We start from the raw sequence: 19,463 nt of genomic DNA, 5'->3' as shown, positions 1-19,463 counted from the left end.
TGGAGGTTATTCCTATGATTGAACTGCGTCAAATCGAGCATGCGTTCACGCTTGGCCGCAAAGGCCAAGAGCGCCGCGTTCCAGTTCTGCGCGGCATCGATCTGACGATCCGCAAAGGCGAAATCGTCACGCTGATCGGACGAAGCGGATCCGGCAAATCGACGCTGCTTCATATCGCCTCAGGCTTTATCCGCCCGACCAGCGGCCGTGTCAGCATCGCAGGCCTGGATGTTACCGACTACAGCGAAGGTCAATGGGCCGATTTCCGCAGACGATACCTGGGCTTCGTATTCCAGAATTTCCAGCTCATCCCGAGCATGACCGCTTTCGAAAACACAGAGCTGCCGCTCGTCCTTCAGGGCCTGCCTGCCGGCGAGCGCCGCAAGCAAGCGACGGAGATTCTGGAGAAGCTCGGTATCGCAGCCTACGCCGACCATTATCCGAGCGAGCTGTCCGGCGGCCAGCAGCAGCGCGTCGGCATCGCACGCTCGCTGATCCTGAATCCGCCCGTGCTGCTTGCCGACGAACCGACCGGCAGTCTCGACAGCGAGAACGAAGAGCAGCTGCTGCAGCTGCTGCAGACGTTGAACCGCGATCACGGCATTACGCTGCTCATTATAACGCATGACGATAAGGTTGCATCGATCGGCAACCGGACGATGCGGATCGAGGACGGCCGGCTCGCAGATCCTGCGAACGGAAGCCCGAACGAGTACCGTAAATTGGAGGTGGTGAAACCGTGAAAACCAGCGATAAGCTGCGCTTCGTCAAACAAAACATGGCGAAAAACAAATCGCGCATCTTCATGACGATACTCGCCACCGCTATGGGCTGTACATTTCTGATGATGATCGCCTCCGTTGCATTCGGTCTTCAGCGCAGTCTGGTCGATGATATGATGCAGGGTCAGACGCTGACCGAGATTCAAATCCACGGCAAAAAGAATGGCGACAGCCATGAAGCGATCACCCAAGCCGACGCGGACCGCTTCAAGAAGCGCGACGGCGTGAAAGCCGTAACGGCGCAGCGCTTCACGCAGGGCGAGGTCACCCTGGAGGGTTATAAAAGCAGCCCCTCGGCCATCGTAACCAATTTCGAGGAAGAAACGAAAGCCGGGCTGCAGCTCTCGGAAGGCCGTATGCCCAAGAATGGCACCGAGGCTATCGTCGGCTACCATTTTGCCCAGCAATTGATGAAGGCCGGAACCGAGGATGCCTATACGGGTTCTCTGCTCGGCAAACAGATTGAATTCCGCGCGACCGGGTATAATCCGGCTACCGAGAAAGAAGAGTCCCTTGGCATGGTCAAGCTGACCATCGTCGGATTGACGACGAAGCCGGATAAAGAATGGCTGCAGTCGACTGAGCTCTATCTCGACGATTCGATCCAAGACCGTTTGTTCCATAAAGATTTCGAAACCCATCCCAATGTCAAGGTATACGCCGAGAGCGCGGATCAAGTCACCGCAATGTCCAAGGCTCTCAGGGATGAAGGCTACAGCCTTTATTCGGTTGCCGATACCATTAAGGAAATGGACCTGGTCTTCCTCATCATGAAGATCGGACTGATCTTCGTCGGCACCATCGCCGTCTTGATCGCTTCGATCGGCATCTATAACACGATGACCATGGCGGTTACGGAACGCTCGCAAGACATCGGAATCATGAAAGCGATCGGCGCGAACCCGAAGACGATCCGCAGCATCTTCCTTCTGGAGAGCTTCGGCATCGGACTGTTCGGCGCCTTGATCGGACTGGCCGCCGCTTACGGATTGAGCGCCGTTATCAATGCCGTCGTTCCGATTATCATTGAATCGGCTCTGGACGGTGAAGCTCCGGAAGGCTTTACGTTTACCTATATCCCATTCTCGCTCACGCTCGTCAGCGTCGGCATCAGCCTTGGCGTCGCGGTCCTTTCCGGCATGCGGCCTGCTGCGAGAGCTACGCGGATCGATGTGCTGCGGGCGCTCCGCCGCGATATCTAATCGATTAAGAGGACATCGAATAAGCAAAGGACCGTCAATACAATTACATCCTTCCAAATAGAGGAACCGGACAAGCACCCGCTTGACCGGTTCCTCTATTTCCTATCCCTGTCCCTATGTATAAGACGGAAGCTTATTTGGTTTCCTTCATCCGGTAATAGGAAGCGATCTGTTCCCGGAGCAGGAACGCCCGCAGCGCCCGCTGCCGCTGCTCGTCCAGCCCTTCGTACCTTGCGCCGTAGAAGGTATGGTCGCCGCCCGGCTTGCTGCGAACGATTGCCAGCGTGCAGCGGAATTCAAAGCCTGACTTGATCCTGAATTCCACCTTATCCTCCGGGAACAGGTGAGGACCGCTTACCACTTCGAATCCAAGACCGGCCAGACTGATGTTCCGAATGGTCAGATCGATCCATTCCTCTACCTCGATCGTCTCGGCTCCTTCGCCTTCCCCGATCTCCCGCTTAAGCACATGCCGGAGCGATCCGCCCAGCAGCACGTCGACCCGCACGGATTCCCGCTTCTCCTCCAGCCCATTGAAGGCCCGGGGCGGCAGCAGCACGGCCAGCGAGCCTTCCGCTTTTCCAATAATCGTCGATTGTACCCGCTGTATGCCTGCAGCCGAATAGACGGTAAGATGGACCGGATTGCCAAGCTCAAAGCTCTTGTACTCCGTCATCTCCACTTCCAGCATGTCGCCCTCCACATGGGTCAATATCCCTGTGGATACGTAGCCATCCTTCTCCACTACAGTTCGGCTGTGCAGAAGCGCCTTGGCCGGAAAGCTTGTCTTCTCCATTCCATACCGTCCGTTTCTGCTTGTCTCTGCCTGATTGCTCATGCCGTTCTCCCTTCACGCGCCCGGTATGAGACAATCAAACAGCCCCCATGGCGGTGTAATATAGTTGCATCAAGCTTCTTGTATCCTACTGAGGTATATCTCTTATATCGTCATTAGGACCGGTATTTATGAAAAACAAAAAAAACGCTTCCTGCATCCGGAGCCGTTGTTATCCACCCGATTACGGGCGTCTCGTTTCGGCAGCCAGGCTATCCTCGCCCCTCTTTAAGCAGGGGGACATTAGACCCTGTAGCTTTGCGTCCTTGCCTTTCGACAAGTTTGCCTTTTCGTGCTTTCAGTTATGAAAAGCGCCTATAGGACCGCGTATGGAACTTAACGATAGGATCGTTATAGTTCCTTCACGATCAATAAGCTAAGCGTATCCTTCAAGTCGATTTCATACGTCGATTGCGGCGGCTTGCCGTCCGCTTCACGCAGCACCCGGACTGTCGGACGGTGAACCGCAAGCGGATTATTCGCCGATACGACCCCGACCTGGCCGGAGCTGAGCAGCACCGTTGTCGCTACCGGATAGATCGAGATATGCTTGCAGAACGTCTTGATCAAATCAAGATCGAAATAGGTGTTGCCGGCGGCAAATAGAAACTCGATCGCTTCGGTCGGCGTATATCGTCTTCGATACGGGCGCGGCGAGGTCAAAGCGTCATACACGTCCGCCAGGCCTACGATTTGCGCGTATTCGTGAATGGCATCCGCTTTCAGCCGGCGCGGGTAACCGGATCCGTCATAGCGTTCGTGATGCTGGAAGGCGCAATGGGCCGACAACAAAGAAATATCATGCTGTGCCCGTATGATGTTGAAGCCATCTTCCGCATGCTTCTCCATAATAAGCCGCTCATCCAGCGTCAGCGTAGTGTTCTTGTTAAGCAGCGGTCTGGGCACTTTGGTCATTCCGATATCGAATAGCAGCGCTCCCATCCCCAGCTCCTCGAGCTGCTGTCTGTTATAGCCCTTCGCAAGCCCCATGATTCCCGATAGGATGGCGACATTGACCGAATGCTGAAACAGGTAGGCATCGGTAACCTGTATATTCGTCAAGCTGACCATGACGTCTTCGCGTGTTATAAGATCTTGAAGCATCTCGGAGAAGACGCTCCGGAACGTTCTGCCAAGCTCCGGCGCTATCGTTCTCCCTTTCAGGTTCGGCTGATCCATTAGCTTCGTCATCGTCTTATACACGGCATCAGTGGCCCGCTTATGCGTCGAGTCCGAAATGGCAGTCGTCGGCTCTATATCGCCAGTCAGCGGATCGTCGATATAGAGCACATCTACTCCGATCATGATTAACCGTTCAATAAACCGATCGTTTAACTCCACACCGACGCCCAGAAGTATATTGCCGTCCTCTCGGAAAACGGGTCGAGCCAGCCTGTCCCCTGGTTTTACCGACAGAATATTTACTTTTCTCATTGCTACGCCGCCTTTAATGGTTTACTGAAGGTATTAGACCTACTGTCCGTAAGCCGAATCGTGAATTCCCATGCCCCTACAGGTTCACAACGCGGTTGCGCCCGTCTTCCTTGGCTCTGTACAGCGCGGCATCCGCTTTGGCGAACAATTCCTTTAGGTATAGCTTGGGATCGTCCAGATTCTGCTTCGCTTGCCCGTCTACGGCCAACATCCCCATGCTGATGGTGATGCGGATCGTCTCCCCCTGTTTCCCTGTGCGGTATTCATGCTGCTCGACTGACGTTCGAATGCGGTCCGCCAGCATCTCGGCCTGTGCCCGGTTCGTATGCGGCAAATATACGGTGAATTCCTCTCCTCCGTACCGCGCCAGAATGTCTGTTCTTCTGAGCGAGTCCTTGACGACCTTCGCCGTCGAGCGAATAACCTCGTCCCCAGCCAAATGCCCATACGTATCGTTCACGTTCTTGAATAAATCAATGTCGAATAGAAAGATTGCGAACGGTATGCCGTATCGAATGTTCGTTGCGACTTCATGCTCCAGCTGCAGCATGAGGAAGCGCCGATTATAGCAGCCCGTCAAGCTGTCGGTTATCGCCATTTGCTCCAGCTTGCGGTTCGCTTGAAACAGCTCGTCCTGCATCAGAATCAGCGCCCGGTTGCGGTCAAGAAGCGCTTCATTCTTCGTACGGGTCTCGGCAACCAGCTGCCGCAGCTCCGTCACGTCCTGAATCGTTATGACCCGCCCGATCATCTTCCTGTTAACGGTAATAGGAGCGGCGTTCAGCGTGAAGTGCGCCTCGCCTGCAGTAGTAGACATCGTAATCTCCGTTTCCGCTCTCTCCGGCGGATGCGAACGGTAATGGGTCAGAAACTGCTCTTTGTTCATGACATGCGTCGTGCTCTCCAGAAAGATCTCCATATTGAAGCGTTTACCGAGCTCGAACTGAAGCTGCGGTTGAAAGAACCGGTTCAGCTCCAGCACATGGTCTTGTTCGTCCAGCACAATGATCCCCGCCGATATCGTATCGAACACATCCTGTTGGGCGAACTGAATGATATCGAACAGTTTGTGCCGCTGTATGGCGAATGCAAAATAGATGCCCGACATTACCATGCCTAGCGACATTATACAAGGAATGCGGGGCAGCCAAGGCTCTAATACCACGTTCCATATGGTTCCCAGGGCACCGAAGCCGACAAGAATGAGCATCCCCGTAACCGCATTGTAGATCCGCGGCCGTTCCTGGGCGGGAATCTCGCTGCGGCTCTTCAGAAGCAGGATCAGCGAGTAACCCCCATAGGCAATCAGCTGGACGAGCATGATCCAAAAGAACGGACCAAACTGATGTTCCACATTATAATTCTGGAACGACACGAATGCTCCGCCGGGATTAATGACGATACTGGCTGCCGATAGAACGGCCGGCAGCGATAGATAGAATAGGGAACGCACGGTATATCGTTGTATCCGCCCCGTCAAAGCGAGCGTGAACAAGAACCATCCGAAGCCTAAGAGGGACATGCCGACGTACGATGCAGTGATATAAATCTGTTGAAATTGAGGATAATCCGTCGTTCGGACGGCAAACTGCCCGAAGGGCCACAGCATCATGAAGAAGTGGAACAACAAGTACGTTTTATGCAGCCGGACGATATGATTCCTGCAAAATATATATACGAATAAAGCGAACAGAATGAGAAAGAGGCTTAAATCCACCCATGTCATCAGTCCCACTATCATCATTCCTATCAGGCTTGATATTACGTGAAAAATCCTGGGACTCCCCGTCCCCACTCATTCTATCATACCCCGCGTTTATTCGACAATGTCTATATCCCTTCACTAGAATTGTTCGCAGCAGTCATCCGTAATCAGGGGGTAGGCAGCTTATCCGCCAATGCCCGCTCCAAATAGGGCGCAAGTTGCAGACTGTCCCGGAAAGCGGTATACTCGCGCCACTTGCGATCCGCATCCGTCTTTGGACCTAATGTCGCACGAATCAAAATATTTTTGGGCGTATGCTCCGGATCGATAAATTCGAGCATTTGCACTTTATATCCGAGCACCTCGAGCAATTGAGCGCGCACGGCATCGGTTGCCAATGCCGCAAACCGTTCCTTCAGCAGACCATGGGAAAGCAGCGGGCTCAGCGCCTCATTGGCAACTTGCCGGAACAATTCATGCTGGCAGCAGGGTACCGACAAGATGACGGAAGCTCCCCATTCCACCGATTTGGCAAGGGCGGCATCCGTCGCCGTATCGCAGGCATGAAGTGTCACAACCATATCGACGGCCGACTGCTCCTCGTACTTCGCGATGTCTCCAACCTGGAAGGTAAGACGGACATAACCCAGTTTACGGGCAAGGTCGGAGCAGAATGCAATGACATCCGCCTTCAAATCCAGACCTACAATCGATATTTGCCGTTTCTGCTGAACGGCGAGCAGATGATACAGCGCGAACGTCAAATAAGATTTGCCGCATCCGAAATCGACAATCTTGATTTCCCGGTCTTCGGGAAGGTATGGCAGGATGTCGGTTACCATCTCCAGAAAGCGGTTTATCTGCCGGAATTTATCCTGCTTCTTAGCGGCGACGCGCCCTTCCTTAGTCACAATGCCCAGCTCGACGAGAAACGGAGCGGCATCGCCTTCCTGCAGGACGTACTGCTTCTGGCGGTTATGGGAGAGTGCCTCCGTTTTATTCTTGACTGTCGCCGGCTTGCGAAGAATCGCAGCCTTCCCTTTCTTATTGAAGAGCAGCTGAACATCGGCCTCGTCCGTTTTGATAAGCGCCTGCCGGTATTGCTCGTCCAGCAGCTCTATAAGCCGGGAAGCCGCTTCCGCTTGCGGCACGTTCTCGTGGGTCACTTTCGTCTTGTAATGATATTCCAGCTGGTAGTAGAGACCGCCCCGCAGCTCGACCGGCCGGATCGCCGTCTTCGGAGGCGTATCGCCATCCTTGCGTCTGAGCTGGCTGAACGTCGCCTGCCTGAGCTGCCCGTTATCGATCCACTGCCGCATTTCCATCTGCCATTGTTCCATATGTATTCGATCGCTCCTACCCTATTCTAAACATGAAGCCGCTTCTGACCGTCAATGATTTCATCTCGGGGCAGACCGCCAGCCTCTAGCCATTCATCCGGAAGCAGGAGCAGACGACGATAAAATTCATCCGCATCCTCCTTCGTCAGCACGCTGTCCTCCATAAGCTCGTACAGCACATTCTCCGCCAAATCGTATCTTCTCTCCGCCTCATGCCATTCCAGAATAAGCTGCTTCGTCTCAACAGGCAGTTCATACTCGCCTAGTCGAGCCAGCAGCTCGTCGGCCTCCTCCGTTGGCGTCTTGAGGACCGCCGGGGCATCGAGCAGCGCAAGCCGGATAAAAAGATGGAGCGCCTTCAGCCGCGACGGAAAGCTGCGCTCGGGGCGGCCGAGCTCTTCATTCAGGTCGCCCTCTTCCTTCAATAAACGCGCAATGGCATATACGTTCGCGGTCTCGACAATACCGCTCCTCGTCATCATGGCGATCAGATCGCGATCCGATAACGAGCGGATCAGCTTGGCGTTCAAGCGGAATTCCCGATCAAGCAATTCGTCGATGACAAGCAGCGCTTCCTCCTGCTTTCTTTCCCTCCGCAGACCCATCACTTGCCCAACGACAACGCTCATTTGTTCAATCATCCGCATAAAATAATCCCGTTGAAACATGACAAGCCACTCTCCTCTCCACCCAGTGCCTATCCGTTAACGAGCCGATAAGCGAACGAATGCGTCGATACGGCTTGCAAGCTCGCCCGGAGACTCCAGCATGCTCATATGCCCGCATCCGCCGAGCAAGACCTGAGAGACGCCTGGCCCTTCGGCCGTAAACGTCTTCTCCGCCGGGATGACTCCGTCATCCGAGCCGGCAACGAGCAGTCTTGGAAGGTTCAAGCCTTCCAGCACGACCGTACGGTCCTGCCGCGTCTTCATTCCGCGCGCGGTCGCCGCCGCACCGGCCGCACTGGTGCCGTAACCAATCTTAACGACCCGGCCGACCGCCTCCTCCATCGTATCTCGATGCCGCGGCGCAAACAGCTTCGGAACAAGACCATCGACGAACCGCTCAATGCCTTCGGTCAGAATCGTCTGAACCGCCTTATCCCGGTTCAGCTTAGCTTCGGCGCTATCGGGCAAAGCGGTGGAATGAATAAGCCCCAGCGATTTCAGCCGATCGCCGTTCTTCTCCGCATAGGCGAGCGCCGCATAACCGCCAAGCGAATGGCCGAATAAACAAGCCGTATCGATGCGAAGCTCTCCGATCAAGAGATTCAGATCATCGGCCAGCGTCTCCATCGCGTATGTTTCCTCTTCAGGGGCTGAGCTTAACCCATGCCCGCGAAGGTCGGGAATGACGACGCGTCCGAGCTTCGCAAGTTCCGGCAGCACTTTCTCCCAATAAGCCGAGCTTCCGCAGTAGCCATGAAGCAGAATGATTGCCGTCCCTGCCGGCAAAATTCCATTCACGGCCCCCGAATCGTAATAAGCGGCCTCGAGTCCGCTTGGCAGCGTAACCTTATGATTGGCCAGCGATATCTTCGTCATATCGTTATCATCCTTTCCATTCCATGATAACCACTTCTTCACCGACTATCCTTCATCATGAATCGAAGCAGCGGCATAAGCGGCGCAGCATCCCGGGAATCGTCCGAGGCAGCCCGCTTCCGGTCGGGCCATGCGAGGCAGAGAGCATCCGCTGCTTGACCTGCCATCGCGATGATTTCGTAGAGCGACGCACGCTGCAGGCTCCAATACGACCTGGCGCCAAAGGGGGCAACCACGCCGGCAATGCTGTAATGGCCAATCGGAGACAGACGCTTGTCCGTCGCCTGCGCCGGCTGCAGCTGGCCTTCCTTGACAAGGAAACCGCCCACGCTGTCGGGTTTGCCGAGGCAAGCGTCAATGGCAATGACGGTCTGCTCCGGATGTATGCCGGCGACAGCCCGCTCATAACGATCCGCATCGCAAGGACTGCTCAGCGTCCCGATTACATTCGTCCAGCCCCGCTCCCGCAGCATCGTTCCGATCCAAGGCCCAAACGAGTCGCCCGTCGAACGGTCCGTGCCGATACATACGACCGTAAGCGATGAACGATCCGGATGGCTATCGGCAGCCTGCAGCAAAAAACTTCTTAAGCCATCCGCATCCGCCCGCTGCCAAGATACGGCCCCGCCGTCCGAATGGCGACGCGGCTTGGTTCGACTTTTCATCCGTATCCCAGCCCCTTCCCATGCCCTAATTGTACCCGATATCGCATGATAGCATCAAATGAAAGCAAAGTGGCGGCAGCCTTGCAAGCATGGTACAATACGAACAGCTAATACAGGCCAGGAAGGAGGAGCCCGCGATGAAAAATTTAAGCGAACCGTCATTGGAGAATGTCGAGTATATGATTGAAGCGATCAAGACCAAGCTGCGGATGGCATCGGCCGCCGCTATGCAGGCCACGCACTTCGATATCGCACATTACGAGGACATTAAAGATTTGTATGACGTTGTGGCAGACAAGGAGAAATTCAGCATCAGCGAGGTGGAAGCGCTCGTCTCCGAGCTGGGGAAGCTGCGCAGCAAAAGTCAATGATTTTCACATAACAATTTACATTGTATTACAATTACTAGCATATTGTTACATTATACGACATCATTATTCATACAACAAAACAGCCGATATTCCGTCCGGACCGATAAGATTCCCGTCCAATCTCCGGTCAGTGTTGAACTTCCAATGGACTTTGTCGGTACCCGGAAGAAAGAAACCGGCCCCTCTTCGGGCCGGTTTTGTTATATGCAGCAGGTAAGCCCGGTGCAATCCAATTGATATTACCTAGCTTGCCGTCATCTTTGGGCTTGCGATTACAAAGCTTCCCCTTCCTGCTGATCGCGCATACCCGCTTCCCCTGGCGCATCGGCAGAGATCGACAGCTTGATCGTGACTTCCTTCTGCTCCCCCTTCAAGAAGTGCGCCAATCGCTCCAGCTTGTCCGCAAGCTCCGGACCGCTGAGCGTCACGTTCAATTCATAGCCGAATTGATCGGCAGGGGCTTTGCGCTCGTTCATGGCATACGAATAAGTTGGAAGCGGTACCGCGCCGCCGCGCGAAGAGAGCAGCTGCTCGGGGAAGAACTTGTCCGACTTGTTCACGACACGCTCGTAGATGCGCAGCTTCTTCAGAAGCATATAATACTGGGCCGAGTGCTTAAAGCCCCATACTTCACGGATATCCTTCAAGGTATAATCCATCTTGTATTGTTTCAGCTTTTCTACCTGTTCATCTGTCGTTAGCTTTAAAAAATCATCCAGCGGCATGATCGGCAAAGACACGTGTAACCCCTCCAACTATTCGAGTAAAGTAGTCACTAACTAATTTCGATAGCTTTTATTATAACCCTTTATTAATTATAAAAAAATACCATATTTGATATAATGCTATGTTTACCAAAAAACATTGCACCCGCTTGACTGCCCGCTGCCAATAAAGAATCCCCTCGATACCCGCAACATGCGGGTATCGAGGGGACCGGGCTATCCACTTCTTTATCGTGCCGATAAACCGACGGAAAGCAGGAACCGTTCGAATGCTTCTCTTCCTTCCGGCGTACGCTTGTAAACGCCGGCATCCTTCAGCACTTCGAGAAACTTGCGTCCTACTTCATCCCGCAGCACTTCCGCCGCCTGTACCGCCGTCAATCCGGTTCCGTACTCGCGGATCATGTCCAGAATCCAACCGGCATGCTTGCCCAGCGGTCCGGCTTGAAGGGCCGCTTCATCTGCCGTCACGTCACCGGTCAAGTACCCCGCAATGTCCTCCAGCTCGGTCTTCAGCCTTCCGGGCAGCACCGCCAAGCCCATAACCTCAATTAGTCCGATGTTCTCTTTCTTAATATGGTGCAGATGATCATGCGGGTGGAATATACCGTCCGGATGAGCGGGGCTGGTCCGGTTATTGCGCAGAACGAGATCAAGCTCATACTCGCCGTTATCGTGAATGCGCGCGATCGGTGTAATGGTATTGTGCGGCACGCGCATGCCATCTTTCTCGGTGTAGGCTTGAATATCTGCGAGCGGATCGCTGTATGCGCGCCAGGCGTTCAATAGCCGCTCCGCCGCCGCAAGCACCTTCGGCTTATTCAATCCGTTAATGCGTACGACCGACATGGGCCATGCCACAACGCTGTATGTGATGTCCGGCTCCGCGGAATCCGCATAGACCGCTTCCGCCTGCGCGGTCTCCATCGGAAAGGTATGACGTCCCGCCTGAAAATGGTCATGGTTCAAAATCGAGCCGCCGACGATCGGCAAGTCCGCATTCGAGCCTATAAAGTAATGCGGGAACTCGTCGACAAAGTCCAGCAAGCGGACGAACGAGCCGGCCGATATCCTCATCGGCACGTGCTTGCTGTGGAATACAATGCTGTGCTCGTTATAATACACGTACGGCGAGTATTGAAGGTACCATGTTTCGCCTTGGAGCGTTAACGGCACGACGCGCAGGTTCTGGCGTGCCGGATGATCCGCGCGGCCGGCGTAGCCTACGTTATCAACGCAGAGCAGGCATTTCGGGTAATGGCTCGGTGCCAAAGTTTTCAGCTTGGCGATTTCCCGCGGGTCCTTCTCCGGCTTCGACAGGTTAACGGTAATTTCCAAATTGCCGTATTCCGTCGGCTGTTGCCAGTACTGGTTCTTCCGGATCCGGTCCATTCGGATATAGTTGGAATCGATGCTCAGCGCATAGAACGCATCGGTAGCCTTCACGGCCCCTTCCGCTTTCGCGAGCCGCCAGAATTGAGCGGCTGCTTCGGCCGGGCGCGGCATTAGCAGTCCCATGATGCGCGCATCCAACAGATCGCGGGACGTCGTCGTATTGTCGGGAATTAGTCCGATGGAAACGCCGTAATCGAGCAGCGGCTCCATCAGCTCCATCGCGCTCTCCAGCAGCTCTTCATCAAGAGGCTCCCCGTCGTACGCTTCCGTGAATTGAAACAGATCAAGCAGCGCATTACGCGATGCATAGGCATCGAGCTCGCCCAGCAAGCCGCGCTGAAGTGCGAATCGGACAAGCCTCTCGATCAGAATGACCGCATTGCTTGCGTCCGGCCCATATGCTTGATGTTCTGTCATGATGCATGCTCCTTTTGTTGGCGTGATATCGGTTGAATGAAGAATTGGAACCATTCTTTCTATCGTTCGATACTATCCGTTCTTGTTATAGCCGCCCGGGTTGTTCCGATGCCACGCCCAGGCGCTGCCGATGATGTCCTCCAGCTTGGCGCGGCTAGGGTTCCACCCCAGCTCCTGACGGGCGCGCTCCGAGGATGCGACAAGTACTGCCGGGTCGCCTGCGCGTCTTGCTTCCATCACGGCCGGAATCTCATGGTCGGTCACCCACCGCGCAATGTCGATGACCTGCTTCACCGAGAAGCCCGTTCCGTTGCCCAAGTTATACACGGCGCTATCCCCGCCCTCCCGCAGACGGTCGACAGCCAGCACATGGGCATCCGCCAGATCGCTGACGTGAATATAATCGCGGATGCAGGTTCCATCCTCGGTCGGATAATCGTCGCCGAAGACGGAAATATGCGGACGCTGCCCGAGCGCCGCCTGCAGAACAAGCGGAATCAGATGCGTCTCCGGGCTGTGATCCTCCCCGATTCGGCCGCTCGCATGCGCTCCGGCGGCATTAAAGTAACGAAGCGAGATATACTTCAAGCCGTGCGCGACATCGAACCATTTCATCATTTTTTCCATCGCCAGCTTCGTCTCGCCATATGCGTTCGTCGGGAGCGTCCGGTCATGCTCATCGATCGGAACGTTCTCCGGTTCGCCATACGTCGCGGCTGTAGAGGAGAAGACGATCTTGCCAACTTGATGCCGAATCATGGCTTCAAGCAGACTGAGCGTGCCATAAACATTATTATGATAATATTTCCCCGGGTCCTTCATGCTCTCCCCGACCAGCGAATTGGCCGCGAAATGAATGACCGCATCGATGCTGTTCTCCTGGAATACGGTATCGAGAAATTCGCCGTCGCGCAGATCTCCTACATACAGCTTACCGCCAAGAACCGCTTCCCGGTGTCCCTGCTGTAAATTATCGGCGACGATAATTTGCTCGCCGCGCTCCAGCAAAGCGGCAACCGTATGTGAACCGATATAGCCTGCGCCCCCTGTAACTAGAACCGCCATCTCTGATTCTCTCCCTTCGATATAACACTTCACCTATATAATTATCATTCGTTAAATGCATTCTAAATAGCAGCTGCCGGTAATGAACGAGCAGTACGTGTATGAGCTAAGCAAGCTGCTCGACGCCATTGCCGATGGAGCAGACATAGAAATCCGCCTGCAGCCCCGTCGCTTCCGTATATTGACGGCCGACTTCATCCTTGAAGCGCTCGATGCTGTCCTCGTGAACGAGCGAAACGGTACATCCGCCGAAGCCGGCTCCCGTCATCCGGGATCCGAGCACGCCGGGCACCGAACGCGCGGCATCGACCATCGCATCGAGCTCCTCGCCCGTTACTTCGTATAAATCGCGAAGCGAATCATGCGAAGCGTTCATCAGCTGCCCGAATGATTCCAGATCATTCGCCTTCAGCACGGCGATGGAACGCCTCACGCGGTCGATCTCCTCGACGACGTGACGGGCGCGGTTGCGAACGATATCGTCTTTGATCAAATGAGCATTCGCGTTGAAATCCGAAAGTGAAATTTGGCCAAGCAGCGTCGCGGCAGGGAATGCCGCCTGCAGGTCCTTCACCGCCTTCTCGCATTGGCTGCGGCGCTCATTGTACTTCGAATCGACCAGACCGCGGCGTTTGTTCGTATTTCCGATAACGAGCTTATAGCTTCCCGAATGAAACGGGACCAGCTCGTATTCCAGCGTATCGCACATAAGCAGGATCGCATGATCCTTGCGGCCGTTAGCCACGGCGAATTGATCCATAATGCCGCATTGAACGCCGTTGAATTCGTTCTCCGACTTTTGCGCCAGTCTTGCGATTTCAACGGTATCGGTTGGGTAACCGCCCAGCGTCAGCAGCGCGTATGCCGTAACGACTTCAATGGATGCCGAGGAGGACAGACCCGCGCCGTTCGGGATTTCGCCATGATACAGCAGATCATAGCCGGTCGCGAATGCGTTTCCGCGCTGCTGCAGCTCGTTCACGACGCCCTTGGGATAATTCATCCAGTTATCCGCTTCGTCGAACACGATCGGGGCGATCGGTATATGTCTGCGCAGCTCGAAGTTGGTCGAGGCCAGCCCGAGCTGATTGTCGCCGCGCTCGCGGGCAAGCAATGTCGTTCCGAAGGTAAGCGCCGCCGGGAAGACGTAGCCGCCGTTATAATCCGTATGTTCTCCGATCAAATTGACCCTGCCCGGCGCGTGGAAAACGCGAATGCCTTCCGATGATCCGCCGTAAATGTTTATAAATCGCTGCGTAAGCTCATGGATATCAGCCATCGTCATACACCTATCCTTTTTCGGTCGAATTGGGGGTCTTGCTAGCTTCAGTATAACGGATAACTGCTGTGGACGAAATGGCGGGATATGCATATCGCATGGATAAATGTGACCTTATGTCGAAGCTGAACCTCTGCCTATGTTACAATGGCCATACGATGGATCGTCATGAATAAAGGAGCTGCTATCCGATGGAACGACCGTTCACCTATTCCGTCGTCTCGAATCCGACATCCCATTCAGATGGTGATTTATATGTATTATTTTCAGGGGAAAGCCAGACGAAGCCCGGGCACCGCATCGGACCTAAGATTTATGACTTCTATCTCATGCACCATGTGCTGTCCGGCCGCGGCACCTTCACGGCCGCCGGCAAGCCGTACGAGCTGCACGCCGGCCAAACCTTCCTCATTCGGCCCGAGCAGCTGATCAGCTATGCCGCACATGAGACCGAACCCTGGCGCTACCGGTGGATCGCCTTCGAAGGCAGGCAGGCGGACAGACTGGCCAGTCCGTTCCTGCAAGGGGAACAGCAGGTGGTGGACACAGGGGGCAATCGACGCATCGGGGTCCTGTACCGCAGCATCGAGCGCTCGTTCCGTCTTGGCGGGGCGGATGCGCATTTGCGTTCGGTCGGTTACCTGCATCTCTTGTTCGCCGAATTCAGCTCCGTTCTTCAAGAGCCTGCAGACCGCGCGGTACGGCCCGGCGGCGACGAGGAGCTCTTCCAGCAGGTCATCCGATATTTGTCGACGCAGTACGCCGAGCCCGTATCGATCGAACGGATGGCCGAAACGCTCGGCTATAACCGGGCTTACCTGTCCCGGTTGTTCAAACGCCGTACCGGCATGACGCCGGTCACCTTCCTGCTTAAGCTGCGCGTGGACAAAGCCCGCCTGCTGCTGCGCGAGCGCCAGGAGCTGACCATCGAGCAAATCGCCGCCTCCGCCGGCTTTCAGGATCCGCTCTACTTCTCCAAGCAATTCAAGCGCTTCTACGGCCAATCGCCGAGCGATTACCGCGAAGCGATGCGGCTGGTGTAGCACGCGCCACTTGCACCTTTGCGTCTTCGCGTCATTCGACCAGCTCTTCCACCTTCTCCGCCAGAAAGAGCCGATAGATGCGCACGACGATGATTTTGACGACCATATAGAAGGGCAGGGCCAGAATAAACCCCAGAATGCCTGCTATTTTCCCTGCAACGAGCAGCAGAATAATCGTCGTGAGCGGATGGATTTCGAGCCTCTTGCCATAGATAAGCGGGGAGAGCAGGTTTCCCTCCACCTGCTGGGCGACGATCGTCACGATCAGCACCCACGCCACCATGGAAGGCGAGTCCGTGAAGGCGACGATGACGCAAGGGATGGCGCCCAGAATCGGACCGATATAAGGAATAAGATTCGTGAAGATCATGCCGAGCGGCTTGAACAAGAAGCTGACCTTGGCGGTCAAGTAAACGATTAACAGCAGTGCGATGATTCCCAGACATATTCTGAAAAACCGGTTCTGCAGCAGCATGCCGGATCGCCCCCCTTCTTCTGGCGATTGAGTGTAAGAGCATCCGTCTCGAACGGAAAGTAGACCGTTCGCTCAGGAACGGTCTACCGTCTAATCTTGCTGCCGTATGCCATTAAATGATGAACGGCGGATAATAAGTGATGGTAGAATCGCAGTCTCTATCCGACTCATAGGTCTTGCCGCCCCAAGCGATCACGACGATCTTGTCTTGATCCATTGAACGCTCCAGCCGCTCCGCTTCGGCATCTCCTACGCCAACGGATTTCATCTTCGCCCGCAGCTCGTCCCCGCGCGAGCGGAAAATATTCGCCAGCGCCGTACCGAGCCCTTCCTCCTCCAGCCCGATCTGCTCCGTATCCGTCTTCTCGGCAAGCCGGTCCGTTCTGTCCTTGTCATGTGCCAGCACAAACAGCTGATCTCTCGTATACCCTTGGGCAGCATGCCGCTTAACCTGTTCCTTTGCTTCGGCTGCCGTATTTACCGTATGCACGTGAGTTTCGTTCGCAATATTCGTTTTCATTTGAAAGCCCTCCATTCATTATGTTGTTCCCATCAATCATTCAATTCGGCGTTCTTACACCTTGCCAATCCGCCGATAGCCCCCTTCAGTCCGGCTAAACCCTCCTGCGGCCGAAGATCAGCGAGACAACAAACAGAATCAGGAATACGAAGAACAATATTTTGGCGACCGCGGCCGCCGCGGAAGCAAGCCAGAAGAATCCGGTTACCCCGGCAACAATAGCGATGATGAAAAACAACACTGCCCATCCTAGCATTGAAATTCCGCCTTTCGATTTGGAGTCGATGCAGCGTTTCGTTGCCGCTCTATGCTTCATATACACGCAAGATCATCCGGCTGAAACCAAGAAGCAATCCCCCTCTCATGCAAAATAACGCCATGCTACGATTGCCTGGCGGGAGACTCGGATGCCCCATTAATGAAGCGATATTCGACTCGCCGGGTTCGTCCGGTTATGTGAAGTCATGAAGAACATTTTTGAACGCCGGACAACGCTCGCTCCAAGCGCGTTCCTCCCATCTTTTATCCATTTGTCGTTTCAAAGAGCGTACGGGCGGGGTATAGATAAGACATGAAGGCGGCAGCGCAGCAAGCAGCAAAGCTGACCGGCCGGTTCTCATAACGGACGATATCCGCGATTAATAAAAAAGGAGTTGACCAACAATGGGAAATCAGAATAATCAACAAGCAGGCGGCAGTAAAATGTTGAAGGGGCTATTAATCGGCGGTGCGGTTGGCGCGACGGCAGCCATGCTGATGACCCCGAAGTCGGGCAAGGACATGCGCGAGACGATTCTCCGCAAGTCCTCGGAGCTGTCGACGACGGCTCGTGAAAAAGCGAGCACATTGGCAGCTCAGGCCAAGGATAAAGCAAGCGACGTTAGCGAACGCGTGAACGAAATGGGACGCGCAGCGGCGAGTAAAGTGGCCACTGCAGCCGAAACGACGGCGAATGTCTTTCAGACGATGAAGCGCGAAGAAGGAGCGGATCCCCATGGAGCTACCAATGGAGCTGCCAGCGGAACGACGGCGAGCGAACGCAGCTGATGAGCGGCTTTCATCCGGCCAAGCGGGCCGGAAATCCGAGCCGATCGAGAAAGCCCGTAACGGTTCGATGGTTCAGGACGAGCAGGATGCCAAACGGCTGGGCAATGACATGAAAGGGATGAAAACCAACAGCGAGCTGCAAAAAGACGGCTGGGTGCCGGATCCCATTCAGGAATAGCGCAAGCATGTAGGTAAAGAGGGGGGAACCCCTCTTTTTTCGTCCGCTATCATTCAGGCCGTTACAGCTTTGTTCTTCTGCAGGCCCTCGCGTATACAGCTTAAGCATGAACAAATTATTGAAAATTGGGCAACGTATAGGGAGCTGTTCATTCATGGAGGGATACGATGAAAAAGTTGTACAGCGGGCGGCTTTATTGGCCGGAAACCCTTTCGCAATACCGTTCCTACCCTCCTCTCGAATCCGACCTAACGGTTCATGTCGCGATCGTCGGAGGAGGCATGTCCGGACTATTATGCGGCTATGAGCTAGCGAAGCTGGACATCCGAGCCGTTATCCTGGAACGGGGCGACATTGCGGGGGGAAGCACCTCCGCAAATATCGGATTAGTGCAGTTTGCCAATGATATCATGCTTTGCGATCTAATCGGTCAAATCGGCAAGCCCGCCGCCGTCCGGTTCTACCATGCTTGCGGGCAGGCGGTCCGCGATCTGGAGGGCATTGCCGCCGAGCTGGATAAGAATGTTGAATTCGCCATCCGGAGCAGCCTGTATTTCGCAAGCAGGAAGCAGGACGTGCCGAAGCTCAGGCGCGAGTACGAAGCGCTTCAATCGAATGGCTTCCACGTGGAATATTGGGAACCCGGCGACATTAATGCCCGCTTCCCCTTCCGCAAGCCCGGCGCCATCGTGATGCACGGCGATGCGGAGGTCAATCCGCTGCGGTTCGTGCATGCAGTGGCCGAGGCAGCTTCCGATCAAGGCCTCATCATCCATGAAGGAACCGAAATTACCGCTCATGTCGCGCTGCCCGACGGACGTCACAGGCTGCGGACAAGCACAGGCGTGACGATTGAGGCGGAGCATGTCGTCTATGCGGTCGGATATGAGCCCGTGAAGCTGAAGGGCAAGCTGAATAAGGCCGAATTGAACCGTTCCTTCGCCATCGTAACCGAGCCGCAGCCCAATCTGGAATCATGGTACGGCCGCTATTTAATATGGGAGACGGATAGACCTTATACCTATATGCGAACGAGCCCGGATGGCAGAATTATGGCGGGCGGACTTGACGAGGATCCGCAGGAGCCGCTGGAATCGGAAACGCTGCGGAGTAAGCGGGCCAACATGCTGCTAGATCAGATCAAGAACCTATTTCCCGGATGCACGGCACCGGTTAGCCATGAATGGAGCGCTACGTTAGGCCAGTCGCAGGACAATCTTCCTTTTATCGGCGAAGACCCTGCATGGCCTGGCGTTTATTACTGTCTCGGTTACGGGGGCAATGGTACCGTGTATAGTACAATTGCCAGCAAGCTGCTGGCGAATCTGATCCGCGGCATGGACCATCCCATTGCGGATATTGTAAGGCTGGACCGCCCTACGCTGCAGGAAGCCTGATTAACATGCAAGCCGCTTCGCAGCAAGCTGCAATGAATTTAGGC

The 19,463-nt window shown here is 54.8% G+C and carries 21 protein-coding genes and 1 riboswitch; of the genes, 7 read left to right on the top strand and 14 right to left on the bottom strand.

Annotation, left to right across the window (positions count from 1 at the left end):
* Positions 1–14 precede the first annotated feature (14 nt).
* Positions 15–743, top strand: coding sequence for an ABC transporter ATP-binding protein (locus L1F29_RS07505; protein WP_258387716.1), 729 nt, complete (start codon positions 15–17; stop codon positions 741–743).
* Positions 740–1,984, top strand: a complete 1,245-nt coding sequence (locus tag L1F29_RS07500) for an ABC transporter permease (protein ID WP_258387715.1) — start codon at positions 740–742, stop codon at positions 1,982–1,984. The genes L1F29_RS07505 and L1F29_RS07500 overlap by 4 nt, the downstream gene beginning before the upstream one ends.
* Before the next feature lie 133 nt (positions 1,985–2,117).
* On the opposite strand, the gene L1F29_RS07495 is transcribed toward L1F29_RS07500, so the two are convergent.
* From L1F29_RS07495 to yyaC, 7 genes are all read right to left on the bottom strand, one after another.
* The gene (locus L1F29_RS07495) at positions 2,118–2,822 is read right to left on the bottom strand and encodes a PilZ domain-containing protein (RefSeq protein ID WP_258387714.1); all 705 of its coding nucleotides are present in this window, start codon (positions 2,820–2,822) and stop codon (positions 2,118–2,120) included.
* Between the two features lie 196 nt (positions 2,823–3,018).
* A riboswitch (cyclic di-GMP riboswitch) is annotated at positions 3,019–3,116 on the bottom strand.
* Between the two features lie 54 nt (positions 3,117–3,170).
* Entirely contained in the window at positions 3,171–4,253 is a 1,083-nt protein-coding gene (locus L1F29_RS07490) for an HD-GYP domain-containing protein (protein ID WP_258387713.1), read from the bottom strand.
* A gap of 76 nt (positions 4,254–4,329) precedes the next feature.
* Positions 4,330–5,979, bottom strand: coding sequence for a histidine kinase N-terminal 7TM domain-containing diguanylate cyclase (locus tag L1F29_RS07485; RefSeq protein WP_258389634.1), 1,650 nt, complete (start codon positions 5,977–5,979; stop codon positions 4,330–4,332).
* Positions 5,980–6,125: 146 nt separating this feature from the next.
* Complete coding sequence (locus tag L1F29_RS07480; RefSeq protein ID WP_258387712.1) at positions 6,126–7,298, bottom strand: class I SAM-dependent methyltransferase; 1,173 nt, start codon at positions 7,296–7,298, stop codon at positions 6,126–6,128.
* Positions 7,299–7,324: 26 nt separating this feature from the next.
* Complete coding sequence (locus L1F29_RS07475; RefSeq protein WP_258387711.1) at positions 7,325–7,966, bottom strand: DUF6483 family protein; 642 nt, start codon at positions 7,964–7,966, stop codon at positions 7,325–7,327.
* Between the two features lie 36 nt (positions 7,967–8,002).
* Positions 8,003–8,842: an alpha/beta fold hydrolase gene (locus tag L1F29_RS07470; protein ID WP_258387710.1), complete on the bottom strand. Its 840-nt coding sequence runs from the start codon at positions 8,840–8,842 to the stop codon at positions 8,003–8,005.
* A gap of 38 nt (positions 8,843–8,880) precedes the next feature.
* Entirely contained in the window at positions 8,881–9,507 is a 627-nt protein-coding gene (yyaC, locus tag L1F29_RS07465; protein WP_258387709.1) for a spore protease YyaC, read from the bottom strand.
* Positions 9,508–9,644: 137 nt separating this feature from the next.
* On the opposite strand from yyaC, the gene L1F29_RS07460 reads away from it, so the two are divergent.
* Entirely contained in the window at positions 9,645–9,878 is a 234-nt protein-coding gene (locus L1F29_RS07460; protein ID WP_258387708.1) for a DUF1128 domain-containing protein, read from the top strand.
* Positions 9,879–10,150: 272 nt separating this feature from the next.
* On the opposite strand, the gene L1F29_RS07455 is transcribed toward L1F29_RS07460, so the two are convergent.
* The 4 genes from L1F29_RS07455 to L1F29_RS07440 all read right to left on the bottom strand — a co-directional run bounded on the left by L1F29_RS07455 (position 10,151) and on the right by L1F29_RS07440 (position 14,759).
* The gene (locus tag L1F29_RS07455) at positions 10,151–10,618 is read right to left on the bottom strand and encodes a hypothetical protein (protein ID WP_258387707.1); all 468 of its coding nucleotides are present in this window, start codon (positions 10,616–10,618) and stop codon (positions 10,151–10,153) included.
* Between the two features lie 213 nt (positions 10,619–10,831).
* A complete protein-coding gene (locus L1F29_RS07450) occupies positions 10,832–12,415 on the bottom strand; it encodes a UDP-glucose--hexose-1-phosphate uridylyltransferase (RefSeq protein WP_258387706.1) in 1,584 nt (527 codons plus the stop codon).
* A 72-nt stretch (positions 12,416–12,487) separates the two neighbouring features.
* A complete protein-coding gene (galE, locus tag L1F29_RS07445) occupies positions 12,488–13,480 on the bottom strand; it encodes a UDP-glucose 4-epimerase GalE (protein WP_258387705.1) in 993 nt (330 codons plus the stop codon).
* Between the two features lie 106 nt (positions 13,481–13,586).
* A complete protein-coding gene (locus L1F29_RS07440; protein WP_258387704.1) occupies positions 13,587–14,759 on the bottom strand; it encodes a galactokinase in 1,173 nt (390 codons plus the stop codon).
* A gap of 191 nt (positions 14,760–14,950) precedes the next feature.
* Between L1F29_RS07440 and L1F29_RS07435 the strand changes: the two genes are divergently transcribed.
* On the top strand, positions 14,951–15,802 hold the full coding sequence (locus tag L1F29_RS07435) for an AraC family transcriptional regulator (RefSeq protein ID WP_258387703.1): 852 nt from the start codon (positions 14,951–14,953) through the stop codon (positions 15,800–15,802).
* 31 nt (positions 15,803–15,833) lie between these two features.
* Here the strand turns inward: L1F29_RS07435 and L1F29_RS07430 are convergent, their stop codons facing one another.
* The 3 genes from L1F29_RS07430 to L1F29_RS07420 all read right to left on the bottom strand — a co-directional run bounded on the left by L1F29_RS07430 (position 15,834) and on the right by L1F29_RS07420 (position 17,053).
* Positions 15,834–16,277 (bottom strand): AI-2E family transporter, encoded by a 444-nt coding sequence (locus tag L1F29_RS07430; RefSeq protein ID WP_258387702.1) that lies wholly within the window; start codon positions 16,275–16,277, stop codon positions 15,834–15,836.
* A gap of 112 nt (positions 16,278–16,389) precedes the next feature.
* On the bottom strand, positions 16,390–16,797 hold the full coding sequence (locus tag L1F29_RS07425) for a YflT domain-containing protein (RefSeq protein ID WP_258387701.1): 408 nt from the start codon (positions 16,795–16,797) through the stop codon (positions 16,390–16,392).
* A gap of 94 nt (positions 16,798–16,891) precedes the next feature.
* Complete coding sequence (locus L1F29_RS07420; protein ID WP_258387700.1) at positions 16,892–17,053, bottom strand: DUF1328 domain-containing protein; 162 nt, start codon at positions 17,051–17,053, stop codon at positions 16,892–16,894.
* Between the two features lie 407 nt (positions 17,054–17,460).
* On the opposite strand from L1F29_RS07420, the gene L1F29_RS07415 reads away from it, so the two are divergent.
* The 3 genes from L1F29_RS07415 to L1F29_RS07405 all read left to right on the top strand — a co-directional run bounded on the left by L1F29_RS07415 (position 17,461) and on the right by L1F29_RS07405 (position 19,419).
* Entirely contained in the window at positions 17,461–17,844 is a 384-nt protein-coding gene (locus L1F29_RS07415; protein WP_258387699.1) for a YtxH domain-containing protein, read from the top strand.
* Positions 17,792–18,022, top strand: coding sequence for a hypothetical protein (locus L1F29_RS07410; RefSeq protein ID WP_258387698.1), 231 nt, complete (start codon positions 17,792–17,794; stop codon positions 18,020–18,022). Before L1F29_RS07415 ends, L1F29_RS07410 begins: the two co-directional genes overlap by 53 nt.
* 167 nt (positions 18,023–18,189) lie before the next feature.
* A complete protein-coding gene (locus tag L1F29_RS07405; protein ID WP_258387697.1) occupies positions 18,190–19,419 on the top strand; it encodes an NAD(P)/FAD-dependent oxidoreductase in 1,230 nt (409 codons plus the stop codon).
* Positions 19,420–19,463 lie beyond the last annotated feature (44 nt).

It is taken from the genome of Paenibacillus spongiae (assembly GCF_024734895.1).
Classification (GTDB): Bacteria; Bacillota; Bacilli; order Paenibacillales; family Paenibacillaceae; genus Paenibacillus_Z; species Paenibacillus_Z spongiae.
The sequence above is the reverse complement of the archived record's forward strand: the minus strand, read 5'-3'. Positions and strand labels throughout refer to the sequence as shown.

Coding starts and splice junctions, on each gene's coding strand:
- L1F29_RS07505 (WP_258387716.1), top strand. CDS start 15: ATGATTGAACTGCGTCAAATCGAGCATGCGTTCACGCTTGGCCGCAAA.
- L1F29_RS07495 (WP_258387714.1), bottom strand. CDS start 2,822: ATGAGCAATCAGGCAGAGACAAGCAGAAACGGACGGTATGGAATGGAG.
- L1F29_RS07490 (WP_258387713.1), bottom strand. CDS start 4,253: ATGAGAAAAGTAAATATTCTGTCGGTAAAACCAGGGGACAGGCTGGCT.
- L1F29_RS07485 (WP_258389634.1), bottom strand. CDS start 5,979: ATGACATGGGTGGATTTAAGCCTCTTTCTCATTCTGTTCGCTTTATTC.
- L1F29_RS07480 (WP_258387712.1), bottom strand. CDS start 7,298: ATGGAACAATGGCAGATGGAAATGCGGCAGTGGATCGATAACGGGCAG.
- L1F29_RS07475 (WP_258387711.1), bottom strand. CDS start 7,966: ATGTTTCAACGGGATTATTTTATGCGGATGATTGAACAAATGAGCGTT.
- L1F29_RS07470 (WP_258387710.1), bottom strand. CDS start 8,842: ATGACGAAGATATCGCTGGCCAATCATAAGGTTACGCTGCCAAGCGGA.
- yyaC (WP_258387709.1), bottom strand. CDS start 9,507: ATGAAAAGTCGAACCAAGCCGCGTCGCCATTCGGACGGCGGGGCCGTA.
- L1F29_RS07460 (WP_258387708.1), top strand. CDS start 9,645: ATGAAAAATTTAAGCGAACCGTCATTGGAGAATGTCGAGTATATGATT.
- L1F29_RS07450 (WP_258387706.1), bottom strand. CDS start 12,415: ATGACAGAACATCAAGCATATGGGCCGGACGCAAGCAATGCGGTCATT.
- galE (WP_258387705.1), bottom strand. CDS start 13,480: ATGGCGGTTCTAGTTACAGGGGGCGCAGGCTATATCGGTTCACATACG.
- L1F29_RS07440 (WP_258387704.1), bottom strand. CDS start 14,759: ATGGCTGATATCCATGAGCTTACGCAGCGATTTATAAACATTTACGGC.
- L1F29_RS07435 (WP_258387703.1), top strand. CDS start 14,951: ATGGAACGACCGTTCACCTATTCCGTCGTCTCGAATCCGACATCCCAT.
- L1F29_RS07430 (WP_258387702.1), bottom strand. CDS start 16,277: ATGCTGCTGCAGAACCGGTTTTTCAGAATATGTCTGGGAATCATCGCA.
- L1F29_RS07425 (WP_258387701.1), bottom strand. CDS start 16,797: ATGAAAACGAATATTGCGAACGAAACTCACGTGCATACGGTAAATACG.
- L1F29_RS07420 (WP_258387700.1), bottom strand. CDS start 17,053: ATGCTAGGATGGGCAGTGTTGTTTTTCATCATCGCTATTGTTGCCGGG.
- L1F29_RS07415 (WP_258387699.1), top strand. CDS start 17,461: ATGGGAAATCAGAATAATCAACAAGCAGGCGGCAGTAAAATGTTGAAG.
- L1F29_RS07410 (WP_258387698.1), top strand. CDS start 17,792: ATGGAGCTACCAATGGAGCTGCCAGCGGAACGACGGCGAGCGAACGCA.
- L1F29_RS07405 (WP_258387697.1), top strand. CDS start 18,190: ATGAAAAAGTTGTACAGCGGGCGGCTTTATTGGCCGGAAACCCTTTCG.